The sequence below is a fragment of the Mesorhizobium sangaii genome, from assembly GCF_014207355.1.
Taxonomy (GTDB): Bacteria; Pseudomonadota; Alphaproteobacteria; order Rhizobiales; family Rhizobiaceae; genus Mesorhizobium; species Mesorhizobium sangaii.
Genome location: NZ_JACHEF010000001.1, coordinates 238,389 through 258,214, shown reverse-complemented (window position 1 = coordinate 258,214; position 19,826 = coordinate 238,389). Strand labels below are relative to the sequence as shown.

The window sequence follows — 19,826 nt, the reverse complement described above, 5'->3', positions numbered from 1 at the left end:
GTCACAGTTCTTTCCTGATATCGACGATGCGCAGGATGCCGGCAACCATCAGGAGCACCAGCACCAGAAGCACGACCGCATTGGCGGCGGCGGCCGGATATTGCAGCAGCGACATCTGGTTCTTCATCATCAGTGCCACCGAGGCGCTCTGCCCGCCCGACATCACTTGGACTGTCGAGAAGTCGGCCATCACCAGGGTGACGACGAAGATGGTGCCGATCGCCATGCCGGGCTTGGCGAGTGGAATGATGACGTTCCACAGCACCTGCCAGCGGGACGCGCCGGCATCGCGCGCGGCCTCGACCAGCGACTTGTCGATGCGCATCAGCGTGTTGAAGATCGGCGTCACCATGAACAGCGTGTAGAGATGGACCATGGCCAGGACGACCGCGAATTCGGAATAGAGCAGCCATTCGATGGGCTTGGGTACCAGGCCCAACTGCACCAGCGTCGAGTTGATCAGGCCGTTGCGGCCGAGCACGGGAATCCACGAGATCATGCGGATGATGTTGGAGGTCAGGAACGGCACGGTGCAGATCAGGAACAGCACCATCTGCATGGCGGTGGTGCGGATGTGGAAGGCGAGGAAATAGGCGACCCAGAAGCCGATGAACAAGGTCAGCGCCCAGACGATGACAGCAAGTTTGATGGTGTTGAGATAGGTCTTCCAGGTGACCCAGGAGCCCAGCACGTCAAAATAGTTGGTGGTCAGGAAATCCGGATACATGGCCGCGAAGTCGTAGTCCCAGAAGGAGACGACGACGATCATGATAATGGGCAAAAGCAGGAACGCGCCGAGGATCAGCGCCAGCGGCGCCGATTGGAGGTAGGGCGTGATGGCGCTGAGCGAGAGCCGGCGGCGTCTGGCCGGCTTGGCTGCGGCTATGGCGGGGCGTTCGAGCGCGACTGTCATCAATGTTCCCGGTGCAGGTTCACGATGCGGCAGAGCGACCTTGCCTTCTCCCGTTGTGGGAGAAGGTGGATTGGCGCGAAGTGCCAAGACGGATGAGGGGTGTTGGAAGGCATGAGGCTTTGATAACTCCGCATCGTCTTGGTGGTTACGTATCGCCAAGCTGGAACACCCCTCATCCGACCTCGCTTCGCGAGGCCACCTTCTCCCACAAGGGGAGAAGGGAAGGAGGAGGGGCGCTGCCTTCCCTTACGCCGCGATGAACTCGTTCCAGCGCTTCACCATGTAACGGTCCTCGTCCATGACCGAGTTCCAGCAGGCGACCTTGCCCATGCGCTCCTCGAAGGAGCCGCCGTCGCGCAATGCACCTGCCTTTTCCATGACGGTGCCGTCGGGCGCCTTGATCTCGCCCTTGGCCGGCTTGCCCTCGATCCAGTAGCCCCACTCGTCCTCGCTCATGAACTTCTTGGCCGAGACCATGTTGGCCGAGTAGTAGCCCTGGCGGTTGAGATAGCCGCCGACCCAGCCCGACGTGTACCAGTTGATGTATTCATAGGCCGCGTCGAGTTCGGCGCCCTTGAGATGGGCGGCAAGGCCGAGGCCGCCGCCCCATGAGCGGTAGCCTTCCTTGAGCGGCTGGAAGCGGCAGGCAATGCCCTTGGAGCGCACGGCCGCCACGGCCGGCGACCACATTGACTGGATGACGACTTCGCCCGACGCCATCAGGTTGACGCTCTCGTCGAAGGATTTCCAGAAAGCGCGGAACTGGCCGCCCTGCTTGGCCTTGATCAGGAAGTCGATGGTCTTGTCGATCTCCTCCTTGGTCATGTTGCCCTTGTCGGCATATTTGATGTTGCCCATGGCTTCCATGATCATCGCCGCATCCATGATGCCGATGGAGGGAATGTTGAGGATCGCGGTCTTGCCCTTGAAGGCCGGGTCCATGATGTCAGCCCATGTGGTGATGTCGCGGCCGACGAGGTCGGGGCGGATGCCCAGCGTATCGGCGTTGTAGATGGTCGGCACCATGGTGAACCAGTTGGTCGGCGCCTTGGCGAAGGTCTTTGAGCCCTGCGCCTCGACGAAGCCGACCGTGTGCGGCGCTGTCCCCTGGGCAATCACGCTGTCGGGCGTCAGCTTGCCGGTTTTGAACAGCGGCACCAGCTCGTCGTAGTATTTCAGCTTGCTGACATCCATCGGCTGCAGCACGCCGGTGGGGAACACCTTCTTGCAGATCCAGTATTCGATGTCTGCGATGTCGTAGCTGTCGGGCTGGGTCACGGCGCGCTGGGCCGCCGCATCGGAATCGGTCGCCGTCATTTCCAGCGTGATGCCGAGGTCGGCCTTGCACTTGTCGGCGATGGCATTGAGGTTCGACACGCCGGTTCCGAACTGGCGCAGCGTGATGTTGGATTGCGCCCAGATGGTCGGGAAGCCTGATATGGCGCCGGAGCCGGCGGCAAGGCCGACGGCGGCCGCACCTGTCTTGAGCAGCGCGCGGCGCGAAATCCCGGTCTTGGTTTGCGTGGTGTTTGTCATGCCTATTCCCCTGTCTTGTTTTGCTTAGTTGACGTCATGAATGAAGGCGGCCGAGGACGATGGCATCCTCGGAATCCCAGGCGAGCGGTACGGCGTCGCCGATGGCGACGGGTTTGGCGAAGAAGTCGGAATCGTCGACGATGACGGTGAAATCGTCGATGCCGGCGCCGGTGACGGACAGCTTCACCGTGGCGCCGCGATATTCGATGTTGGAGACGATGCCGGTGAAGCCGAGGCCGGGCGAGGGTGCGGTGCCGATGCGCACATGGTCGGTGCGGATGGCGATGTCGATTGGTGCTCCTACATCCCGCGATCGGCCGCTGGCAGCGACCGACGCGCCGCCGTTGACATCGAACACCACCATGCCATCACGTTGGCCGGTGACGCGGCCGGAGATGACGTTGTGGTCGCCCATGAAGCGCGCGACGAAGGCCGTGGCCGGCCGCTCGAACACGTCGCGTGGCGGTGCCGCCTGTTCGATGCGGCCGTCGTTCATCACCACGATCAGGTCGGCAAGCGCCATCGCCTCCTCCTGGCTGTGGGTGACGTGGACGAAGGTGATGCCAAGCGAAATCTGCAGCTTCTTCAGTTCGGCGCGCATGCGGATCTTCAGGAACGGATCGAGTGCCGACAGCGGCTCGTCGAGCAGCAGCGCCTCCGGGTCGGTGATGAGTGCCCGCGCCAGCGCCACGCGCTGCTGCTGGCCGCCGGAAAGCTGTGCGGGGCGGCGTGTGGCGTAAGCCTCCATCTGCATCAGCTTGAGCATATCCAGCGCCTTGGCGCGGCGCTGTTCCTTGTCGATGCCCTTCATCTTCAAGCTGAAAGCGACATTGTCGATGAGGTCCAGATGCGGGAACAGCGCGTAGGACTGGAACATCATCGCCGTGCCACGCTTGGCCGGAGGCAGGTCGGTGACGACGATGTTGCCCAGGCGTACGTCACCTGACGAAATGCTCTCGTGGCCGGCGATCATGCGCAGCGTCGAAGTCTTGCCGCAGCCGGAGGGGCCCAGCAGGCAACAATAGGTGCCAGCGGGAATCTTCAGGCTGATGTCCTCGACGGCGGTTGTCATTCCATAGACTTTCGAAACGGACACGATGTCGATTTCGGCGGCTTTGGACATTCAGGCTTCCCCGTTTTGGTCGCATAACCAATGCATCATGCGTGCCAATCTCGGGTTGACCGGCCAAGCATTTGAATTGTTAAGAAAACCGGGATTTTTGTCTGCCGCCCACGAAACGGGCTGATTGGTGCTTTGCACAAATTATGGGCGATTGTGAGCGATTTGCACAAAAATCGTATGCAATATTTTTTGCCTTCGTGTCCAATTTGCCTCTCGTGCACGGATGACGAGTCGCGTTAGAAGGAGACAGGAACTTTTCCGCCATGAACATTGCCGACCAAATCTACTCCGCCACCGACAGTGCAACGCAGGATCGTGCCCAGGCGATCCACGACCAGCTGCGCGACGCCATAGTCGACCGCCGGCTGGCGCCCGGCACCAAGCTGTCGGAAGGCGAGGTCGGCACGCTGTTTGATGTCTCCCGCACCGTGGCGCGCGCGGCGCTGCAGATGCTGTCCTTCGAGGGCCTGGTGCGCACGGAGCGCAACCGTGGCGCCTTCGTTGCCAATCCTTCGCCCGAGGAAGCGCGCCAGGTGTTCGCCTCGCGCCGGCTGATCGAGCCGGGCATAGCCATTGCCGCATGCGGTCGCGTCACCGCCGCTGACATCGCCGCTTTTCGGGCGCAGCTCGACGAGGAAGGCCGCTTCATCGCCGAGCGCGGTCCCAATGCGCGGCGTGCCGAAATCAAGGCGTCGGGCGATTTCCACCTGCTGCTCGCCTCCGTGGCCGGCAATGCCATCCTGCAGCGTTTCATGGAGGAACTGGTGGCGCGCTCGTCTCTTGTCATCGCCCTTTACGGGCGTTCTGGCGTATCAGCCTGCGGCCATAGCGAGCACACGGAGATTGTCGGCGCGTTGGAGAACGGCGATAGCGCGCTGGCGAGCCGGCTGATGCTACACCACATCGACCATATAGAGGCCGATCTCGATCTGCGTGTCAGAGCCGGCCCGGCGCTCCGGGAAGCCCTTAATTTCTGAAGCTAGCTCTCATTCTCGCCGGTCCTGGCCGCTGCCTGTCCGGCAGCCTTGCGGCGCAGCATCTTGGTTAGCTTCCAGACCGCCGGGCTGTTCTTGATGAAGGCTTTGAACCTTGCGCCTTGCCGGAGCGTCACCGCCAGCGCGCGGCCCTTCAGCGTCAAGGGGACCAGCACCTCGAAATGCTGGGTTTCGATATCGCACCATAGCCGCTTGTAGGGCTCGTCGCCGACGGAGAAGTCGTAGACGGCAAAGCCGGTCTCGCAGGCTTCCTGGATGTTGTCGAAGAACAGGAAGTCGCCGGGACTGGTGTTGCCGAGATCGTCCTCGGCGATGGCTCCGAATTCGCAGATCAGGCGCTTGCTGGAGCGGCTTGACCCGGTGACGGCGCGGAGCTTGCCGGCAACCTCGAGCCCGTGCAGCACGAACGATGGCTTGTCCTCGGCAAGCGCCTGCGTGAACAGCGCGCGGAAGAAGGCGCGCACCTGTTCGTCGCCAAAGACGTTGGAGATGCCCATCTTGCGGAAGCGGAATTCCTTCATCTCGAAAAAGGCATCGAGCAGCCTGTCCACCTCGTCCGCCGTGCGCGCCTCGATGCGCCGGTGGGCGCCGATGGCCTCGAACTTGCGCATCTGCGAGCGATGCTTCTTGCGCTTGCGCTTGCCGCTGGCGCGCAACAGCAGCGCATCGAAGCCACCACCGAGATCGACCGCCAGCGACAAATTGGGGCTGGCGAAATGGTCAAGCAAGGCGAGTGGATTGGGGACACCGTCGAGATCGGGCAGCAGCCGCTCGAGCGTGACGAGATCGATGTCCGGGCGTGCCTTGGCGATGGCCGCCAACAGGGATCGGATGGCCGGGATATCCGCCCTGGCCAGCCATTGCGGATCGGCGGCGACGAAGTTGCCGTTGGCGTGGCGGTCGCCCATGAAGCGGGCGACGCGGAACGAGCCTTTCGCGGTGACCTCCAGGGCCAGCGAAAGAACCGGCCTGCCTTCGGCGCTCAGCGTCGCAACGAGCAGATCCGGTCCGACCTGCTCGGCCCAGTTCAGGATCCAGCCGGCACTCTGCGCCGGCGCAAACAGGGCCGAGCGGCAGAACCCGGCATAGGCCGCGAGCCCTTCCGCGGACATCACTGAAATCGACAGGCCGGCCTGGTCTCCCGGCAAGGTTCGCGGCGACGCCTCGGTCGCAGCGAGCCGATTGCCGTCAAATGACGCTGTTGCGTCAACCATACCTCAATCCTTAGGGCGTACTGATGGCGATTTGGGGAGCCGCATAGGCGCATTCCGTGCTTGGTTAAGCCTAGGCGCAAAAGGTGAATGAATGATCGACGGGGGCGAGGCAATCCGGAAACTGGCGCTGAACGTCGCCCGTTATTCCGGTCTTGCACCGCTGGCCAAGCCGTTCATCGGCGGCATTGGCGCCATACTGATGCTGCACCGCGTGACCGCGACGCCCGAAAAGCCCGACAGCGTCAACCGCCATCTGAACATCGCGCCTGGCTTCCTAGATGCCGTGATCGCAGACATGAAGGCGAGCGGCTATGCCTTTGTTTCCATGGACGAAGCGATCGAGCGCATCAAGGCAGGCGGCAAGGGTGGCGAGTTCGCAACCATCACCGCCGACGACGCCTATCGCGACAACATGACGGAGGCGCTGCCGGTGCTGGAGAAGCACGGCGCGCCGATGACCATCTATGTCGCGCCGGGGCTGATCAACGGCACCGCCGATTTGTGGTGGGATGTGGTCGAGGACATCGTCAACGTGCGCGACAGCCTCACCCTGGCGCGGCCGAATGGCCCGCTGGTGATCGACTGCTCGACCCCTGCGAAGAAGTTACAGGCCAATATACGCCTGCATGTCTATCTCACCTCCGAAGTCCGCGAGGAGGACTTGCAAGCCGTGCTGCGTGACCTGGCTCGCTCGAATGGCGTCGACGCCGACGGCCCGCGCCTGCGGACACTGATGAACTGGGACGAAATCCGCAGCATCGCCGCGCATCCGCTGGTGGCGATTGGCGCCCACACGATCAACCACAGCAATCTGAAGCGGCTTTCCGAAACCGACGCGCGGCACGAGATTGGCGCGGTGGGTGACATGCTGCAGGCCGAACTGGGCGAACGGCCCAGCCATTTCGCCTATCCCTATGGCTATGCCAGGGCGGTGGGCTGCCGCGAGGTAGGCTTTGCCCGCGACGCCGGCTATGCCTCCGCCGTGACCACGCGCCATGGCGTGTTGCGCGCCGAACATGCCGGCTTCCTGCATGCCTTGCCGCGCATTTCGGTCAACGGCCGCTACCAGAGCCTCGCCCACATCCGCACCATGCTGTCGGGCGTCACCACGCCGCTCGCCAACGCCGGCAAGATGGTCGTGACGATCTGACGCCGGGGCCGTCTTTCAGTTCAGCGCTTCGCCTTCGGCTCCAGCATCAGCCATTTGATGATGCCCATCGCCGGCAGCACCCACAGCAGGCCGCTGAGCAGGAAGAACAGGAAATGCACCCACGGCCCCGACTCCGACAGCCGGGCGACCGCGAAGACCGATGCGACCAGCGCGTAGATGATGACCAGCGCCACCAGAAGGAACGCTCCGATCAGCTTTTTCAGGCGCACGGGCATGGTTGGCCTCCTGGTCTAGGCTGCCGGAACCTCTGAGGTCCGGCAAGCTCTTGGCTTCGCATAGGCCTTGACGCGACCCTGTGCAACCGGTGAGACGCGGCGCGACGGCGTGCCGCGCTGTCTGGTCTTGCCAGCAAGGGTGCGATGGTCCACCAATCCGCCAAACTAACCTGCCGGGACAAGACAATGGCTGCCATATCAGCTGCCGCGCCCTTCGTGGCCCGCGACCGCGACCTGCACAATCGGGCACTGCTGCGCGGCTGGCTCTATGTCGTGGTGCTGGTGCTGTTTGCGCTGGTGCTGGTCGGCGGCGCCACCAGGCTCACCGGCGCCGGCCTGTCGATCACGGAGTGGAAGCCGATCCACGGCGTGATACCGCCGCTCAACGACGCCGAGTGGCAAGAGGAATTCCAGCTCTATCAGCAGATCCCGCAATATGCCGAGCTCAACAAGGGCATGAGCATAGAGGCGTTCAAGTCGATTTTCTGGTGGGAATGGGTGCACCGCATCCTGGCGCGCAGCGTCGGCTTGGTGTTTGCCTTGCCGCTGGTGTTCTTCTGGGCGACGCGCCGCATCGAGCGCGGCCTAGGGCCGAAATTGGTGGGCATCCTTTTGCTCGGCGGCCTGCAGGGCGCCATCGGCTGGTGGATGGTGGCCTCCGGTCTGGTCGACCGGGTCTCGGTCAGCCAGTACCGGCTGGCAACCCATCTGACGCTGGCGGCGCTGATCTTCACCGCGACCATGGTCGTCGCGCGTGGGCTTGCGCCACATTCCGAACCCGCCGCCGATCGCTCGACGCAGAGGCTGGCCGGTTTCATCGTGCTTTTGGCGTTGATCCAGATCTATCTCGGCGGCCTGGTCGCCGGGCTCGACGCCGGCCTAAGTTACAACACCTGGCCGCTGATGGACGGCAAGCTGATCCCTGGTGATTTGCTGATCCTGGAGCCGGCGTGGCGCAATTTCTTCGAAAGCCCGAAGACGGTGCAGTTCGTCCATCGGCTCGGCGCCTATACGGTGTTCGTCGTGGCCTTGTGGCACATGATCGCCACGCGTCGGCGCCTGCCCGGAACAACGCACGCCCGTCGCGCGACGCTGCTGTTCGTGCTGGTTTTGGTGCAGGCTTCGATCGGCATCGGCACGCTGCTGATGCAGGTGCCGCTGCATATGGCACTGACCCATCAGGGGTTTGCGCTCATCGTACTGGGCTTTGCCGCCGCGCATTGGCGCGGCACCAAGGGTGCCTATCCCTTGCCCCATGAAATCGCACTCAGGACCTGATCCCGAGCCGATCGGCCGGTCACATCCAGAATTCGTTTGACGCTGTCGTCCTCTCGCCGTCGAATTCCGCCTGGCGCAAGGCGGCGGATGGCGTTGACTGGCTCTCAGCGGCCCTGAGCGCATCAAGCTTGGCCTGTGCGACAGCGATATCCTGCCGCACCTGGGCGGCCTGGATCTGGTCCTTGATCGCCTTGGCCTGGTCTTCCAGATCCTGGATCTGCTTTTCGAGCGCGGCCTCCTGGGCGGCATTGCTCGATGAACTGGACGAGGAATACTGGGTTGCCTGCGAGGAACCCGAAATCGCGCTGACCATGACAATTCCCTGATGGAGCCACGCAAAGTGCGTAACCCATCATGGTGAACAAGCCCTTACCGTCGCCGGTTGACTGGCTGGATCAGAAGTTTGACCGCACCGCGCGGACAGCCGCGGCGATCGACAATTCGCGGTTCTCTTCGAGCGCGTTGTCGTCCTCGTGATGCCAGGAGGCCGACAGGCAACCATAGGCGATTCCGTGATCCAGGATGGCGCTCGGAGCCTGACCCAGCGTTTTGGCAAAGACCTCGGCCATATCCGCGATCCGCTCCGGATCGAGGCAAAGATCGTCCCGGTCGAGCGGATTGTAGAACATGTTCGCGGCGTCGAAGCCGGGATCGCCAAGCACGCCCTTCGGATCGATCGCCAGCCGGCCGCGCGGCCCGTGCAGGATGTTGTCGTGATGCAGGTCGCCATGCAGAGGCATGATATCGTGGGGATCGGCTAGCAACCGATCGGCGATTTGTGCGGCCTCGACATAGAGACTGTCATGGCCGCCGTCGCGGTCGCTCGCGGCTTTCCTGAACAGGCTGGCAAATCGCTCCCGGAGCGGGTGCAGCTCGGCCGGGAAGGGGTCTTTCCCAGGCGAAAACAGTTTTGCCATCACATCCGCCGCGATTGCGGTCGCGGCGTTGTCGCCCTGTTCGCCGAGAACCTGCTGCAGCAGGGTTTCACCGGCATATTCGAGCAGCATGCTGTGACCGTCGCGGCCAAGCAGGCGGACAGCGCCGTCGCCGCGCCGCCAGGCGAGATAATGCTCGCCACGCAATTCGTCTGCGACGTCATCGAAAGGCTTGAGCGCCTTGACGATCGCCGGCGACCCATCCTCGCGCCGCACCTTCCAGATGCGGCTCGAAAAGGTCTCGGCAATGAAGTTCGGGCGCGCTGACCTTCCAGCGCGTCGGAAAGACAGGCGCATCCATCAGAGGCCGAGCATCAGGTCCATGTTCTGCACGGCGGCACCCGAGGCCCCCTTGCCGAGATTGTCATAGACCGCCAGCAGCAAAGCCTGCGCCCGCTTGTCATTGGCGAAGACGTAGACCTTCATCCGGTTGGTGCCGTTGTAGATCTCCGGATCGATCTCCGGCATGCGCTCCAGATGCGCATAGGGTGCGACCTCGACCACACCGCCCTCGATGGCGGCGAAATGGTCGGCAATCGCCGCATGAAGTTCGGCACCCGTCGGCACATGGTCGAGACCGCCGAGCTGCAGCGGCACCACCGTGATCATGCCCTGTGCGAAATTGCCGACCGCCGGCTGCATGATCGGATCATGCGACAGCCTGGCATAGGCCCTGAGTTCAGGCACGTGCTTGTGCTGCAAGGTGAGGCCATAGGGCAGGAACTCCGAGGCGTCCTCACCCTTGGCGACATAGTCCTCGATCATCGGCCGTCCGCCGCCCGAATAGCCGGAAATACCGTTGACCGTGATCGGGAAGTCCGCCGGCAGCAGGCCGGCGGTGACCAGCGGCCGCAGTGTCGCGATCGGTCCTTGCGGCCAGCAGCCGGGGTTGGCGACACGTTTTGCCGAGGCGATCGTCTTCGCCTGTCCCTTGTCCATCTCGGCGAAGCCGTACGCCCAGCCTTCGGCAACGCGATGCGCGGTCGAGGCATCGATGACCTTGGTGGTGTCGTTGGCGATCAGCGAAACGCTTTCCTTCGCCGCGTCATCGGGCAGGCACAAGATCGCGACATCGGCGGCATTGAGGAACTCGGCGCGCGCCGCCGTTTCCTTGCGGCGCTCGGCTGGAACGGAGATGATCTCCAGGTCGGCGCGCTCGGCAAGCAGCGCCCGGATCTGCAGGCCAGTGGTGCCGTGCTCGCCATCGATGAAGATTTTCGGTTTCATTTGCCTGATCAAATTCCCTGATATTTCAAGACTATATGCCCTGACCCTGATTCACGGCCGCACCGTTATGGTTGCCATTGTTCAGCTCTTCAAGCCGGGCCTTTCGTTCGGCCAGCAGGCCGAGATACTGCATGGCCACCATCGAGCCGGCAATCGCCGTTATATCGGCGTGATCATAGGCCGGCGCAACCTCGACGACATCGGCGCCGACAATGTCGATCTGGTTGAGCTGGCGCAGCGTCGACAGGATCTTTGCCGAGGACGGCCCGCCGGCAACCGGCGTGCCAGTGCCGGGCGCATAGGCCGGGTCCAGGCAGTCGATGTCGAAGGTGAGATAGGTCTTCTTGCCGCCGGTGCGGTCGACGATGGCATAGGCGATATCGGACGCCCGCATTTCCTCGATTTCGTGGCCGTAGAGGATCTTGATGCCGAACGTGTCGGGCGCGTGGGTGCGGATGCCGATCTGGATCGAGCGGTCCGGATCGATGATACCTTCATTGACGGCACGGCCGACGAAAGAGCCATGGTCGATGCGCTTGCCGTCGTCCGGCCAGGTGTCCTGATGGGCATCGAACTGCACCAGGGCGAGCGGGCCGTGAATGGCGGCATGCGCCTTGAGCAGCGGCCAGGTGACGAAATGGTCGCCGCCGAGCGACAACAGGAAGGCGCCGGATTTGAGGATCTTCGCCGCTTCGCGCTCGATCGTGCCTGGCGTCTTCTGGTGATTGCCCGAATCGAGCAGGCAATCGCCATAGTCGACCACCGCGAGATGCTCGAACAGATCGCGTGAAAACGGGTATTGCGGGTCGTTGTCGAGGATCGCCGAGGCGCGGCGGATCGCTTGCGGCCCAAAGCGGGCGCCGGGCCGGTTGGTGACGGCGGCGTCGAACGGAATGCCCCATATCACCGCGTCCGCGCCCTTCACCTCCTTCGTGTATTTGCGCCGCATGAACGACAGCGCGCCGGAATAGGTCGGCTCGAGGGCAGCGCCCGTTTTTGAGCGGGCGGTGAAGGCATGGTCGATGTTGTTGGTCGCCATTACGGGTCCTTGTTTTTCATCGGGGTGCAACAACTACAGAACCGGCACGGAAGATGCCAGTCACAGCTTGGGGAGACGAATTGGCGCCCCTCAAGTGCCATGGCAAAACAGGATTTGTATCATCATGACGCAGACCGCGTTTCTTAATCCTCCCCGCGCCATGGTGTCGACCCACAGCGGCACGATCGCCGGCGAACGCTTCCTGGTTCTCGATTCGTGGCGCGGCATCTGCGCGCTGATGGTGGCGCTGTTTCACTTCCCCACCGGTTCGACGATTTCGCAAAGCGCCTTCATCGGTTCGTCCTACCTCTTCGTCGACTTCTTCTTCGTACTTTCCGGTTTCGTCATCGCCAGCAGCTACGGGAACCGGCTGAGCCAACCGGAAGAGGTGGCTCGCTTCGCCCTGGTCCGCTTTGGCCGCATCTACCCGCTGCATCTGCTCATGCTGGCCGCTTTTGTCGGCTTCGAGCTGCTGCGGCTGGTGCTGCCGCAACTGCACGGCACCGGGGCAGCGCCCTTCACCGGAGGATTTGACCTCAGGAGCCTGCTTGCCAATCTTCTCCTGCTGCAAGGCGTCGGCTTCGAGGATCACCTTACCTGGAATGCGCCAAGCTGGAGCATTTCGGCGGAGTTCTTCGCCTATCTCCTGTTTGCGGGCGTGGTCTTCGTCGCCGGCGAGCTCGCCTGGATATGGTTCGTCGGCGCTGCCGTCACCGCACCGCTGTTCCTGCTTGGCTTCTCGACCCATCATATGGATGTGTCCTTCGATTTCGGCTTCATCCGCTGCCTCTACGGCTTCTCGCTTGGCGCCTTGCTTGCCTGGTTTCAGCATGATTCCATTGCAGGGGCGCGACAGGCCCTGGCCAAGGGCGGCCCGCGCATGGCCTGGACCCTTGCAGAGATCGTCATGGTCGCCGTCATCGTGGTTTTTGTCTCGCTGTCGGGCGACAATGATTTCGGCATCGCGGCGCCCCTGGTGTTCGCGTTGGCGCTGTTTCTCTTCGCTCATGAAGGCGGCTGGATCAGCGCCATGCTGAGGACGCCGTTCATGCTGACGCTCGGCGCACTGTCCTATTCGATCTACATGGTGCACATCTTCGTCCAGGCACGCATGATCAATATCGCCGGGCTCGTCGAGCGCAAGCTTGGCCTGGGCCTGATCGACGACATCATGCTGCGCGGCCAGCCGGCGACCGGCTTCGGCGCCGGCTGGACAGGGGCCGTGGCGATCATCGCCATGCTTGTCGCCACCATCGCCGCCTCCTGGATCACCTGGCGTTTCGTCGAGATGCCGGCCGTGGCCTGGTTCCGCCGGCTGTCGAAACGCATCTGACGCGAGCATGATCCCGAAAAGTGGAAGCCGGTTTTCGGAAAGGATCGTGCTCAAGCAAGACATCCGCTAGCCGGCTTCGTTCACCGGGCTGTCACGGGCATCGCCTATCCGGGTCTCGATCCGGCAAGGAGCGATTCTCGATGCGGACCATCTGGCTGAGCCTTCTGCTTTGCGCGACGCTTGCGGCCGCCTCTGGCCAATCATTGGCAGGAGAAACCCGCGCCAGGCTGATACTCGACCGCTTCGAACATGCCAACCAGTGGCGCGACCACGTCATGATCGCCGCGCATCGCGCTGGCAGCATGCAGGCCGGCAAGACGCTCTACGCGGAAAATTCGATCGCAGCCGTGCAAGGCTCGATCGCCATGGGCGCCGAAATCGTCGAGGTCGACATCAGGCGCTCGAAGGACGGTGAGTTCGTCGTCATGCATGACAGCTGGCTCGACCGCACGACGACCTGCAAGGGCGAGGTGGTGAAGTACACGCTGGCCGAACTGAGAACCTGCCGATTGGTGGTTGAGGGTACCGGCGCCATCACCAATGAGACAGTTTCGACGCTGCGCGAGATGCTGCTGGCGACCAGGGACAGGATCCTCATCAACCTCGACAACAAGCTCGAGGTCGGCGATCTCTCCGGCATGATCGCGGTGGCGCGCGATCTCGGCATGGCCGAACAGGTCATCGTCAAGGAGAACCTGTGGAACGCCACCCGGATTGCCACGGTCAAGGCCGCCATGGATGCCATCGGCGGCGGCTTCCAGTTCATGCCGATCATTGCTGACGACGCGGTGCATGAAGCCGCTTTCGCCGAGACGGTCGACCACGCCTTCTCGCCGCGCGCGACCGAGCTGATCAACTGGCGGGCGGGCGCCGGGACGCTGACCGAGACGGGCGGCCCGCTGTTCAGCACGCGCATGCGCGCGGCCGCGGTGCGTGGCAACTGGCACATCTGGGCCGATACCTACGCCATCGTCAACAAGCCTGGCGGCTTCCTTGCCGGCGGCCGCGGCGACGAGCTGGCGGTGCAGGCCAGCCTGCCTCGCGAGACATATGGCTTCTGGGCCGATCGCGGCGCCACAATCATCCAGACCGACGAACCGAAGGCGGCGATCGACTGGCTGGCGGCGAACGGCTACCGCGTGCCTTACAGCGACGAGGTGCGGCCGGCTGAGCCCGCGAGTACGGCGAGCATCAACTAGGAACGTTGGCGCCGCACCCCGCCTGGGAATGCCAGCGCCGTCACCCCACCCGGCGCTACGCGCCGACCTCCCCAACAAGGGGAGGTAGGGGTCGCGGCTAAACCGCGCGCGCCGAGTGGCTGCACGGCAAAGGTTTGTCGCCAGTTGGTCGTCGGAATGTTTGCGGAGCGATGGCAAACCTGGGCGCCCTACCTCCCCTTGATGGGGAGGTCGGCGCGCAGCGCCGGGTGGGGTGACTGCCGAGGCCCCAACAGGCGGCCGAAGGACGGCCTTTTGCTTATGCAACTGCGCGCAGTGCCTGCATCGTCAAGCGGCCGTCGCCATACCATCCAATTCCCTGAGCACATCGTCCGAAAGCTTGAGTTCGGCAGCGGTGAGGTTCTCCCGCAGATGCGCAACCGATGATGTGCCGGGGATCAGCAGGATGTTGGGCGCGCGCCGAAGCAGCCAGGCGAGTGCGACCTGCATCGGCGTGGCGCCGAGGCGCTGCGCCACGTCGGACAGCGTCGAAGACTGCAGCGGGTTGAAGCCGCCGAGCGGGAAGAACGGCACGTACGCAATGCCGTCACGGGCGAGCTCGTCTATCAGCGCGTCGTCGCCGCGATGCGCCAGATTGTACTGGTTCTGCACACAGACGATTTCGGCAATCCGGCGTCCTTCTTTGATCTGGGTCGATGTCACGTTGCTCAGTCCGATATGCCGGACCAGGCCTTGGCGCTGCAATTCGGCGAGCACGGTGAGCGGCGCTTCGATCGACCCTTCGGCGGGACCGTGCGTGTCGAACATGATGCGCAAATTGACCACGTCGATCACCTCGAGGCCGAGATTGCGCAGATTGTCGTGCACCGCCTGGGTCAGCGCTTCGGCGGAGAAGGCCGGCAGCCACGAGCGATCCGCGCCGCGCCGGGCGCCGATCTTGGTGACGATGACCAGATCCTTGGGATAGGGTGCCAGCGCCTCGCGGATCAGCCGGTTGGTGACGTGCGGGCCGTAGAAGTCGCTGGTGTCGATGTGGTCGACGCCTTGTGCAACGGCCTCCCGCAGCACGGCCACTGCCGCGTCATGGTCCTTGGGCGGCCCGAACACACCGGGCCCGGCGAGCTGCATGGCACCGTAGCCAAGCCGTTTCACGGTGTGGCTGCCAAGAGCGAAGGTGCCGGCCTGTTGGATATTGGACATGATTGATCTCCTTTGAGGAGGCGAAGATAGGCGCTGCTCAATCTTGTGATAATCAGGTACAATCCACACAGGCTGTGCGGAATTGCGAACAATGATGGATCTCAGTGATCTGAACGCCTTCGTGGCGGTGGCGCGCGCCGGGGGCTTTCGCGATGGTGCGCGCGCCAGCGGCGGCAGCGCCTCGGGCTTGAGCGAAGCGGTGCGTCGCCTGGAAGCGCAACTTGGTGTCAGGCTGTTCAATCGCACGACGCGCAGCGTTGTCCCGACCGAAGCCGGCCTCAGCCTGCTGGAGCGGCTCGGTCCGGCGCTGTCGGAGGTGGAGGCCGCCCTCGACGTGGTCAATGGCTTTCGCGACAGGCCGGCGGGCTCGTTGCGTCTCAACGTGCCGGTCAGCGCCGCGCGGCTGATATTGCCTGACATCGTCCCGGGTTTCCTCGCCGCCTTTCCCGGCATCCGGCTGGAGGTGGTCGCCGACGAGAACTTTGTCGACGTGCTGGCGGCTGGCTGCGACGCCGGTATCCGTTACGACGAGCGGCTGGAACAGGACATGATCGCGGTGCCGATCGGACCGCGCGTGCAGCGTTTCGCCACCGCCGCCAGCCCTGCCTATCTCGATCGCCATGGGCGGCCGCAACATCCGGGCGACCTGCTCGGCCACGCCTGTGTGCGCGGCCGCTTTGCCAGCGGCGCGATGCTGCCGTGGGAATTCGAACGCGACGGCGAGGTGGTGCGCATCGATCCGACAGGGCCGCTGATCGTGCGGATCGGCGGGGCGACTGATCTGGCCGTCGATGCGGCCATCGCCGGCACCGGCATCATCGGCTTGTTCGAGGGCTGGCTTCGCCCTCACTTCGAAAGCGGCGCGCTTGAACCCATTCTAGAACCCTGGTGGCAGAGCTTCTCCGGGCCGTTCCTCTATTATCCCGGCCGCCGCCTCGTGCCGGCCCCGCTGCGGGCGTTCATCGACTATATCAAGCAATCGACGGTTCACGCCTGAAATCATACGAGGGGGTGGGGCCGGCGCCATCACCCCACCCGCGCCTTCGGCGCGACCTCGCCATCGAGGGGAGGTAGAAGAGTGCGGCGCCCTACCTCCCCTTGATGGGGAGGTCGGCGCGTAGCGCCGGGTGGGGTGACTGCCGAGCCGTAAAACAAAAAGGCCGCCCGGGGGCGGCCTTTTCGATTGGTGAAGCTGCGGAGCGCTTAGCGCTTCGAGAACTGGAAGCTGCGGCGGGCTTTCGCCTTGCCGTACTTCTTGCGCTCGACGACGCGGCTGTCGCGGGTCAGGAAGCCGCCCTTCTTGAGCACGGCGCGCAGCGCCGGCTCGTAGTAGGTCAGCGCCTTGGAGATGCCGTGGCGCACAGCGCCGGCCTGGCCCGAGAGGCCGCCGCCGATGACGGTGGCGACGATGTCGTACTGGCCCGAACGGTTGGATGCGATGATCGGCTGGTTGAGGATCATCTGCAGGACCGGACGCGCGAAATAGGTCGCGAATTCCTTGTCGTTTACGGTGATCTTGCCGGAACCCGGCTTCACCCAGACGCGCGCGATGGCGTTCTTGCGCTTGCCGGTGGCATAGGCGCGGCCCGACTTGTCGAGCTTCTGGACATGGACGGGTGCCGCGGCCTGCGTGTTGGTGTTGCCGGTGGCGGCGCCCAGTTCTGCGAGCGAGGAAAGCTCAGCCATCTTATGCGACCTTCTTGTTCTTGGAATTCAGCTTGGCCACGTCGAGAACTTCGGGCTGCTGGGCGACATGCGGATGCTCTGCGCCTGCATAGACGCGCAGGTTCTTCATCTGGCGACGGCCGAGCGGGCCACGCGGGACCATGCGCTCAACGGCCTTCTCGACGACACGCTCGGGGAAACGACCCTCGAGCAGCTGGCGCGCGGTGCGCTCCTTGATGCCGCCGGGGTGGCCGGTGTGCCAGTAATAGACCTTGTCGGTGAACTTCTTGCCGGTGAACACCACCTTGTCGGCATTGATGACGATGACGTTGTCGCCGTCGTCGACATGCGGGGTGAAGGTCGGCTTGTGCTTGCCGCGAAGATGATTGGCGATGACAGTGGCAAGACGGCCGACGACGAGACCCTCGGCGTCGATCAGGATCCACTTCTTCACCACATCCGCAGGCTTCTGCGAAAAGGTTGTCATGTGTTTTCTGCTTTCGGTTCGGACCTTCATAAGAGAAGGCGTTTCTTGTTGCTTGGATTGGCGGTGAGACGCTTGCCCTCCGCCAATAACAAAACGGCGGCCTTTGCGGGCCGCTGCTTCGTGAGGGCTTATAGGCGAGGGCAGTTGTCGCGTCAAGGCCATCGAAAGGGCTTATAGTAGGAAAAGTATAGCAGAAACAATGCCTTGGGTAAAAGGTATTATTTTACCACATCGGCATTCCGCTTCGGCGGGATCGAATAGGTGCCGGTGGCGTGCGCGACCGTGTGTCCGTCCGGGCCGGCGACGATGTCGATGTCGAACACCATCAGGCTCTTTCCCAGCTTCAGGATGCGGCAATGGCCATCGATCGGTCCGGCCTCGGCCTTGCGGACGAAGTTGATGTCGAGGTTGACGGTAACGGAAAGCGCGTCCGGCCCGGCATGGCTGAGCACGCAGACATAGCCGCCGATATCGGCCAGCGTGAACAGCGACGGACCCGACACCGTGCCGCCAGGGCGCAGGTGCCGCTCGTCGGCATTGAGCCGCACGAGGCAACCGCCCGGAAATACGTCGATCGCCTCGTAATGTTTGAATTGGTCGTTGAGCTGGGGATAGACGGTTCCCATCAGCGCATTGACTTCCGCCGCGGTCAGCACCGGCTTGAGATTGCTCTGGGCGGGCATGGCGGTCTCCCTCGTATGCGCCTGTTTGAACGCGGCGGGGCTTTCTGGCAACACCGTTTGCGCTGTCACTGATGACAATCCTAAGCCAACGGAACAAATGCAGCGCAGCCTTGTCGCTTGTGCCAGCAATCTGTTTGAGGGTGTTGGACGAGGCGTGATGGCGTACTAGATTGAAGCATCCAACCACGATCCTGAATCGCGGAGAAACGACCATGGCTGAAATCCTTGCCATCAAGCCTGCCGCCGTTGAAGGTCCGGTTGTCGCACAACTGGACAAGGGCGTGCTGCGCCTCACGCTCGCCAATCCGCCCGCCAACGCCCTGTCGCTGGCGGTGATGGCGGCGCTGACGGCGGAACTCGAGCGCGCTAGGACCGACAAGGCGGTTCGCGTCATCGTTCTCTCGGCAGCCGGCAAGGTGTTCTGCGCTGGCCATGATCTCAAGGAAATGACGGCGCGCCGTGCCGACGCCGATCACGGCAAGGCCTTCTTCGCGGAGACCTTTGCTGCCTGTGCCACGCTGATGCAGGCGATCGTGCGTCATCCCTTGCCGGTTATCGCCGAAGTCGACGGACTTGCCACCGCCGCCGGGCTGCAACTGGTCGCCAGCTGCGATCTGGCGATTGCCTCGCATGAGGCGACCTTCTGCACGCCGGGCGTCAACATCGGCCTGTTCTGCTCGACGCCGATGGTGGCGCTGTCGCGCAACGTCTCGCGCAAGCATGCGATGGAGATGCTGCTGACCGGCGAGACGATCGATGCGCCAACCGCCAAGGAATTCGGCCTAGTCAACCGCGTCGTGCCGCGCGAATATCTGAATCAGATTGTCACCAAATACGCGCAAACCATTGCTTCCAAATCATCTTTGGTGGTCAAGACCGGCAAGGAAGCCTTTTATGCGCAGGCCGAGATGGGGCTGGCCGACGCCTATGCCCATACCGGCGCGATCATGGTCGAGAACATGCTGGCGCGTGACGCAGCGGAGGGCATTGGCGCCTTCATAGGCAAGCGCAAGCCGCAATGGTCGGACGAGTAGTCATGGAACCGCGCATCTCCATCATCACCATCGCGACCGACGATCTCGATCGCGCCGTGCGCTTCTATGAGGCGATGGGCCTGAGCCGTCATGCCGGCATCACCGACGGCGTTGCCTTCTTCCAGATGGGTGGCGCCATTCTCGGCCTGTTCCCGCGCGACAGCGCCGAGGAGGATTCGGGCGTCGCCTTCACTGGGGCGCCGTCCGCGGTCTACCTCGCTTACAACACACGCTCCGATGCTGAAGTCGACGAGGTGCTCGCCATGGCCGAAAAAGCCGGCGGCCGTATCGTTAAGCCGGCCGGCCGCGCCTTCTGGGGCGGCTGGTACGGTTATTTCGCCGATGCCGACGGGCATGTCTGGGAAGTGGCGCACAATCCGGCCTTTCCGATCGCGGAGGACGGCACCATTTCCCTGCCTGGCTGATGGCCTGTCGCACGCAGCTGACGCGGCTCAAGGCACCCTATCTCAAGCACATCCTGCTTGACTGGAACCTGCCGCTGTTTCGCGACCGCGATTTCGAACTCGAATTCACCACGCCGATCTGCACCGGTCCGCAGGCCTTAATGGAGGCAGGCCTTTATGGAGCAAGCTGAGGGAG

21 protein-coding genes and 1 pseudogene are annotated in these 19,826 nt (G+C 63.4%); 9 read left to right on the top strand and 13 right to left on the bottom strand.

Annotated elements, in window-relative coordinates; all coding sequences use genetic code 11:
• Window position 1: 1 nt before the first annotated feature.
• The 3 genes from HNQ71_RS01345 to HNQ71_RS01335 form a co-directional block, all read right to left on the bottom strand.
• Window positions 2-913: an ABC transporter permease gene (locus HNQ71_RS01345; protein WP_184870828.1), complete on the bottom strand. Its 912-nt coding sequence runs from the start codon at window positions 911-913 to the stop codon at window positions 2-4.
• 246 nt (window positions 914-1,159) lie between these two features.
• Complete coding sequence (locus HNQ71_RS01340; protein ID WP_184870827.1) at window positions 1,160-2,449, bottom strand: ABC transporter substrate-binding protein; 1,290 nt, start codon at window positions 2,447-2,449, stop codon at window positions 1,160-1,162.
• Between the two features lie 34 nt (window positions 2,450-2,483).
• Window positions 2,484-3,572: an ABC transporter ATP-binding protein gene (locus tag HNQ71_RS01335; RefSeq protein ID WP_184870826.1), complete on the bottom strand. Its 1,089-nt coding sequence runs from the start codon at window positions 3,570-3,572 to the stop codon at window positions 2,484-2,486.
• Window positions 3,573-3,835: 263 nt separating this feature from the next.
• On the opposite strand from HNQ71_RS01335, the gene HNQ71_RS01330 reads away from it, so the two are divergent.
• Window positions 3,836-4,549, top strand: coding sequence for a GntR family transcriptional regulator (locus tag HNQ71_RS01330; protein WP_184870825.1), 714 nt, complete (start codon window positions 3,836-3,838; stop codon window positions 4,547-4,549).
• A 2-nt stretch (window positions 4,550-4,551) separates the two neighbouring features.
• On the opposite strand, the gene HNQ71_RS01325 is transcribed toward HNQ71_RS01330, so the two are convergent.
• Entirely contained in the window at window positions 4,552-5,781 is a 1,230-nt protein-coding gene (locus HNQ71_RS01325) for a GNAT family N-acetyltransferase (RefSeq protein WP_184870824.1), read from the bottom strand.
• A gap of 91 nt (window positions 5,782-5,872) precedes the next feature.
• Between HNQ71_RS01325 and HNQ71_RS01320 the strand changes: the two genes are divergently transcribed.
• Window positions 5,873-6,931 carry a polysaccharide deacetylase family protein gene (locus HNQ71_RS01320; protein WP_184870823.1) on the top strand — a complete coding sequence of 353 codons (1,059 nt, stop codon included), beginning with the start codon at window positions 5,873-5,875 and terminating at the stop codon, window positions 6,929-6,931.
• A 20-nt stretch (window positions 6,932-6,951) separates the two neighbouring features.
• Here HNQ71_RS01320 and HNQ71_RS01315 read toward each other — a convergent pair whose 3' ends face one another.
• Window positions 6,952-7,167, bottom strand: a complete 216-nt coding sequence (locus HNQ71_RS01315) for a DUF2842 domain-containing protein (protein ID WP_184870822.1) — start codon at window positions 7,165-7,167, stop codon at window positions 6,952-6,954.
• Window positions 7,168-7,353: 186 nt separating this feature from the next.
• Here HNQ71_RS01315 and HNQ71_RS01310 point away from each other — a divergent pair, with 186 nt between their 5' ends.
• Window positions 7,354-8,445 carry a COX15/CtaA family protein gene (locus tag HNQ71_RS01310; protein WP_184870821.1) on the top strand — a complete coding sequence of 364 codons (1,092 nt, stop codon included), beginning with the start codon at window positions 7,354-7,356 and terminating at the stop codon, window positions 8,443-8,445.
• 19 nt (window positions 8,446-8,464) lie between these two features.
• Here HNQ71_RS01310 and HNQ71_RS01305 read toward each other — a convergent pair whose 3' ends face one another.
• From HNQ71_RS01305 to speB, 4 genes and pseudogenes are all read right to left on the bottom strand, one after another.
• A complete protein-coding gene (locus tag HNQ71_RS01305) occupies window positions 8,465-8,758 on the bottom strand; it encodes a hypothetical protein (protein WP_184870820.1) in 294 nt (97 codons plus the stop codon).
• Window positions 8,759-8,840: 82 nt separating this feature from the next.
• Window positions 8,841-9,684 (bottom strand): annotated as a pseudogene (locus HNQ71_RS01300) (aminoglycoside phosphotransferase family protein).
• Entirely contained in the window at window positions 9,681-10,607 is a 927-nt protein-coding gene (gene argC / locus HNQ71_RS01295; RefSeq protein WP_184870818.1) for an N-acetyl-gamma-glutamyl-phosphate reductase, read from the bottom strand. The pseudogene HNQ71_RS01300 and the gene argC overlap by 4 nt, the downstream one beginning before the upstream one ends.
• Before the next feature lie 31 nt (window positions 10,608-10,638).
• The gene (gene speB / locus HNQ71_RS01290; protein WP_184870817.1) at window positions 10,639-11,646 is read right to left on the bottom strand and encodes an agmatinase; all 1,008 of its coding nucleotides are present in this window, start codon (window positions 11,644-11,646) and stop codon (window positions 10,639-10,641) included.
• 124 nt (window positions 11,647-11,770) lie between these two features.
• On the opposite strand from speB, the gene HNQ71_RS01285 reads away from it, so the two are divergent.
• The gene (locus HNQ71_RS01285; protein ID WP_184870816.1) at window positions 11,771-12,979 is read left to right on the top strand and encodes an acyltransferase family protein; all 1,209 of its coding nucleotides are present in this window, start codon (window positions 11,771-11,773) and stop codon (window positions 12,977-12,979) included.
• Between the two features lie 140 nt (window positions 12,980-13,119).
• On the top strand, window positions 13,120-14,178 hold the full coding sequence (locus HNQ71_RS01280) for a glycerophosphodiester phosphodiesterase family protein (RefSeq protein WP_184870815.1): 1,059 nt from the start codon (window positions 13,120-13,122) through the stop codon (window positions 14,176-14,178).
• 306 nt (window positions 14,179-14,484) lie between these two features.
• On the opposite strand, the gene HNQ71_RS01275 is transcribed toward HNQ71_RS01280, so the two are convergent.
• Window positions 14,485-15,357, bottom strand: a complete 873-nt coding sequence (locus HNQ71_RS01275) for an aldo/keto reductase family oxidoreductase (protein WP_184870814.1) — start codon at window positions 15,355-15,357, stop codon at window positions 14,485-14,487.
• A 91-nt stretch (window positions 15,358-15,448) separates the two neighbouring features.
• On the opposite strand from HNQ71_RS01275, the gene HNQ71_RS01270 reads away from it, so the two are divergent.
• Window positions 15,449-16,354 (top strand): LysR family transcriptional regulator, encoded by a 906-nt coding sequence (locus tag HNQ71_RS01270; RefSeq protein ID WP_184870813.1) that lies wholly within the window; start codon window positions 15,449-15,451, stop codon window positions 16,352-16,354.
• A 206-nt stretch (window positions 16,355-16,560) separates the two neighbouring features.
• Here the strand turns inward: HNQ71_RS01270 and rpsI are convergent, their stop codons facing one another.
• From rpsI to HNQ71_RS01255, 3 genes are all read right to left on the bottom strand, one after another.
• Entirely contained in the window at window positions 16,561-17,043 is a 483-nt protein-coding gene (gene rpsI, locus HNQ71_RS01265; protein ID WP_184870812.1) for a 30S ribosomal protein S9, read from the bottom strand.
• A 1-nt stretch (window position 17,044) separates the two neighbouring features.
• Complete coding sequence (gene rplM, locus HNQ71_RS01260) at window positions 17,045-17,509, bottom strand: 50S ribosomal protein L13 (protein WP_010915638.1); 465 nt, start codon at window positions 17,507-17,509, stop codon at window positions 17,045-17,047.
• A gap of 218 nt (window positions 17,510-17,727) precedes the next feature.
• Window positions 17,728-18,192, bottom strand: a complete 465-nt coding sequence (locus HNQ71_RS01255) for a PaaI family thioesterase (protein WP_184870811.1) — start codon at window positions 18,190-18,192, stop codon at window positions 17,728-17,730.
• 212 nt (window positions 18,193-18,404) lie between these two features.
• On the opposite strand from HNQ71_RS01255, the gene HNQ71_RS01250 reads away from it, so the two are divergent.
• Genes HNQ71_RS01250 through HNQ71_RS01240 form a run of 3 tightly spaced genes read left to right on the top strand, consistent with a single transcriptional unit; the run spans window position 18,405 to window position 19,821 of the window.
• Window positions 18,405-19,226, top strand: coding sequence for an enoyl-CoA hydratase (locus HNQ71_RS01250; protein WP_184870810.1), 822 nt, complete (start codon window positions 18,405-18,407; stop codon window positions 19,224-19,226).
• Window positions 19,227-19,228: 2 nt separating this feature from the next.
• Window positions 19,229-19,651, top strand: a complete 423-nt coding sequence (locus HNQ71_RS01245) for a VOC family protein (RefSeq protein WP_184870809.1) — start codon at window positions 19,229-19,231, stop codon at window positions 19,649-19,651.
• On the top strand, window positions 19,651-19,821 hold the full coding sequence (locus tag HNQ71_RS01240) for a hypothetical protein (RefSeq protein WP_246461142.1): 171 nt from the start codon (window positions 19,651-19,653) through the stop codon (window positions 19,819-19,821). The genes HNQ71_RS01245 and HNQ71_RS01240 overlap by 1 nt, the downstream gene beginning before the upstream one ends.
• Window positions 19,822-19,826: the final 5 nt, after the last annotated feature.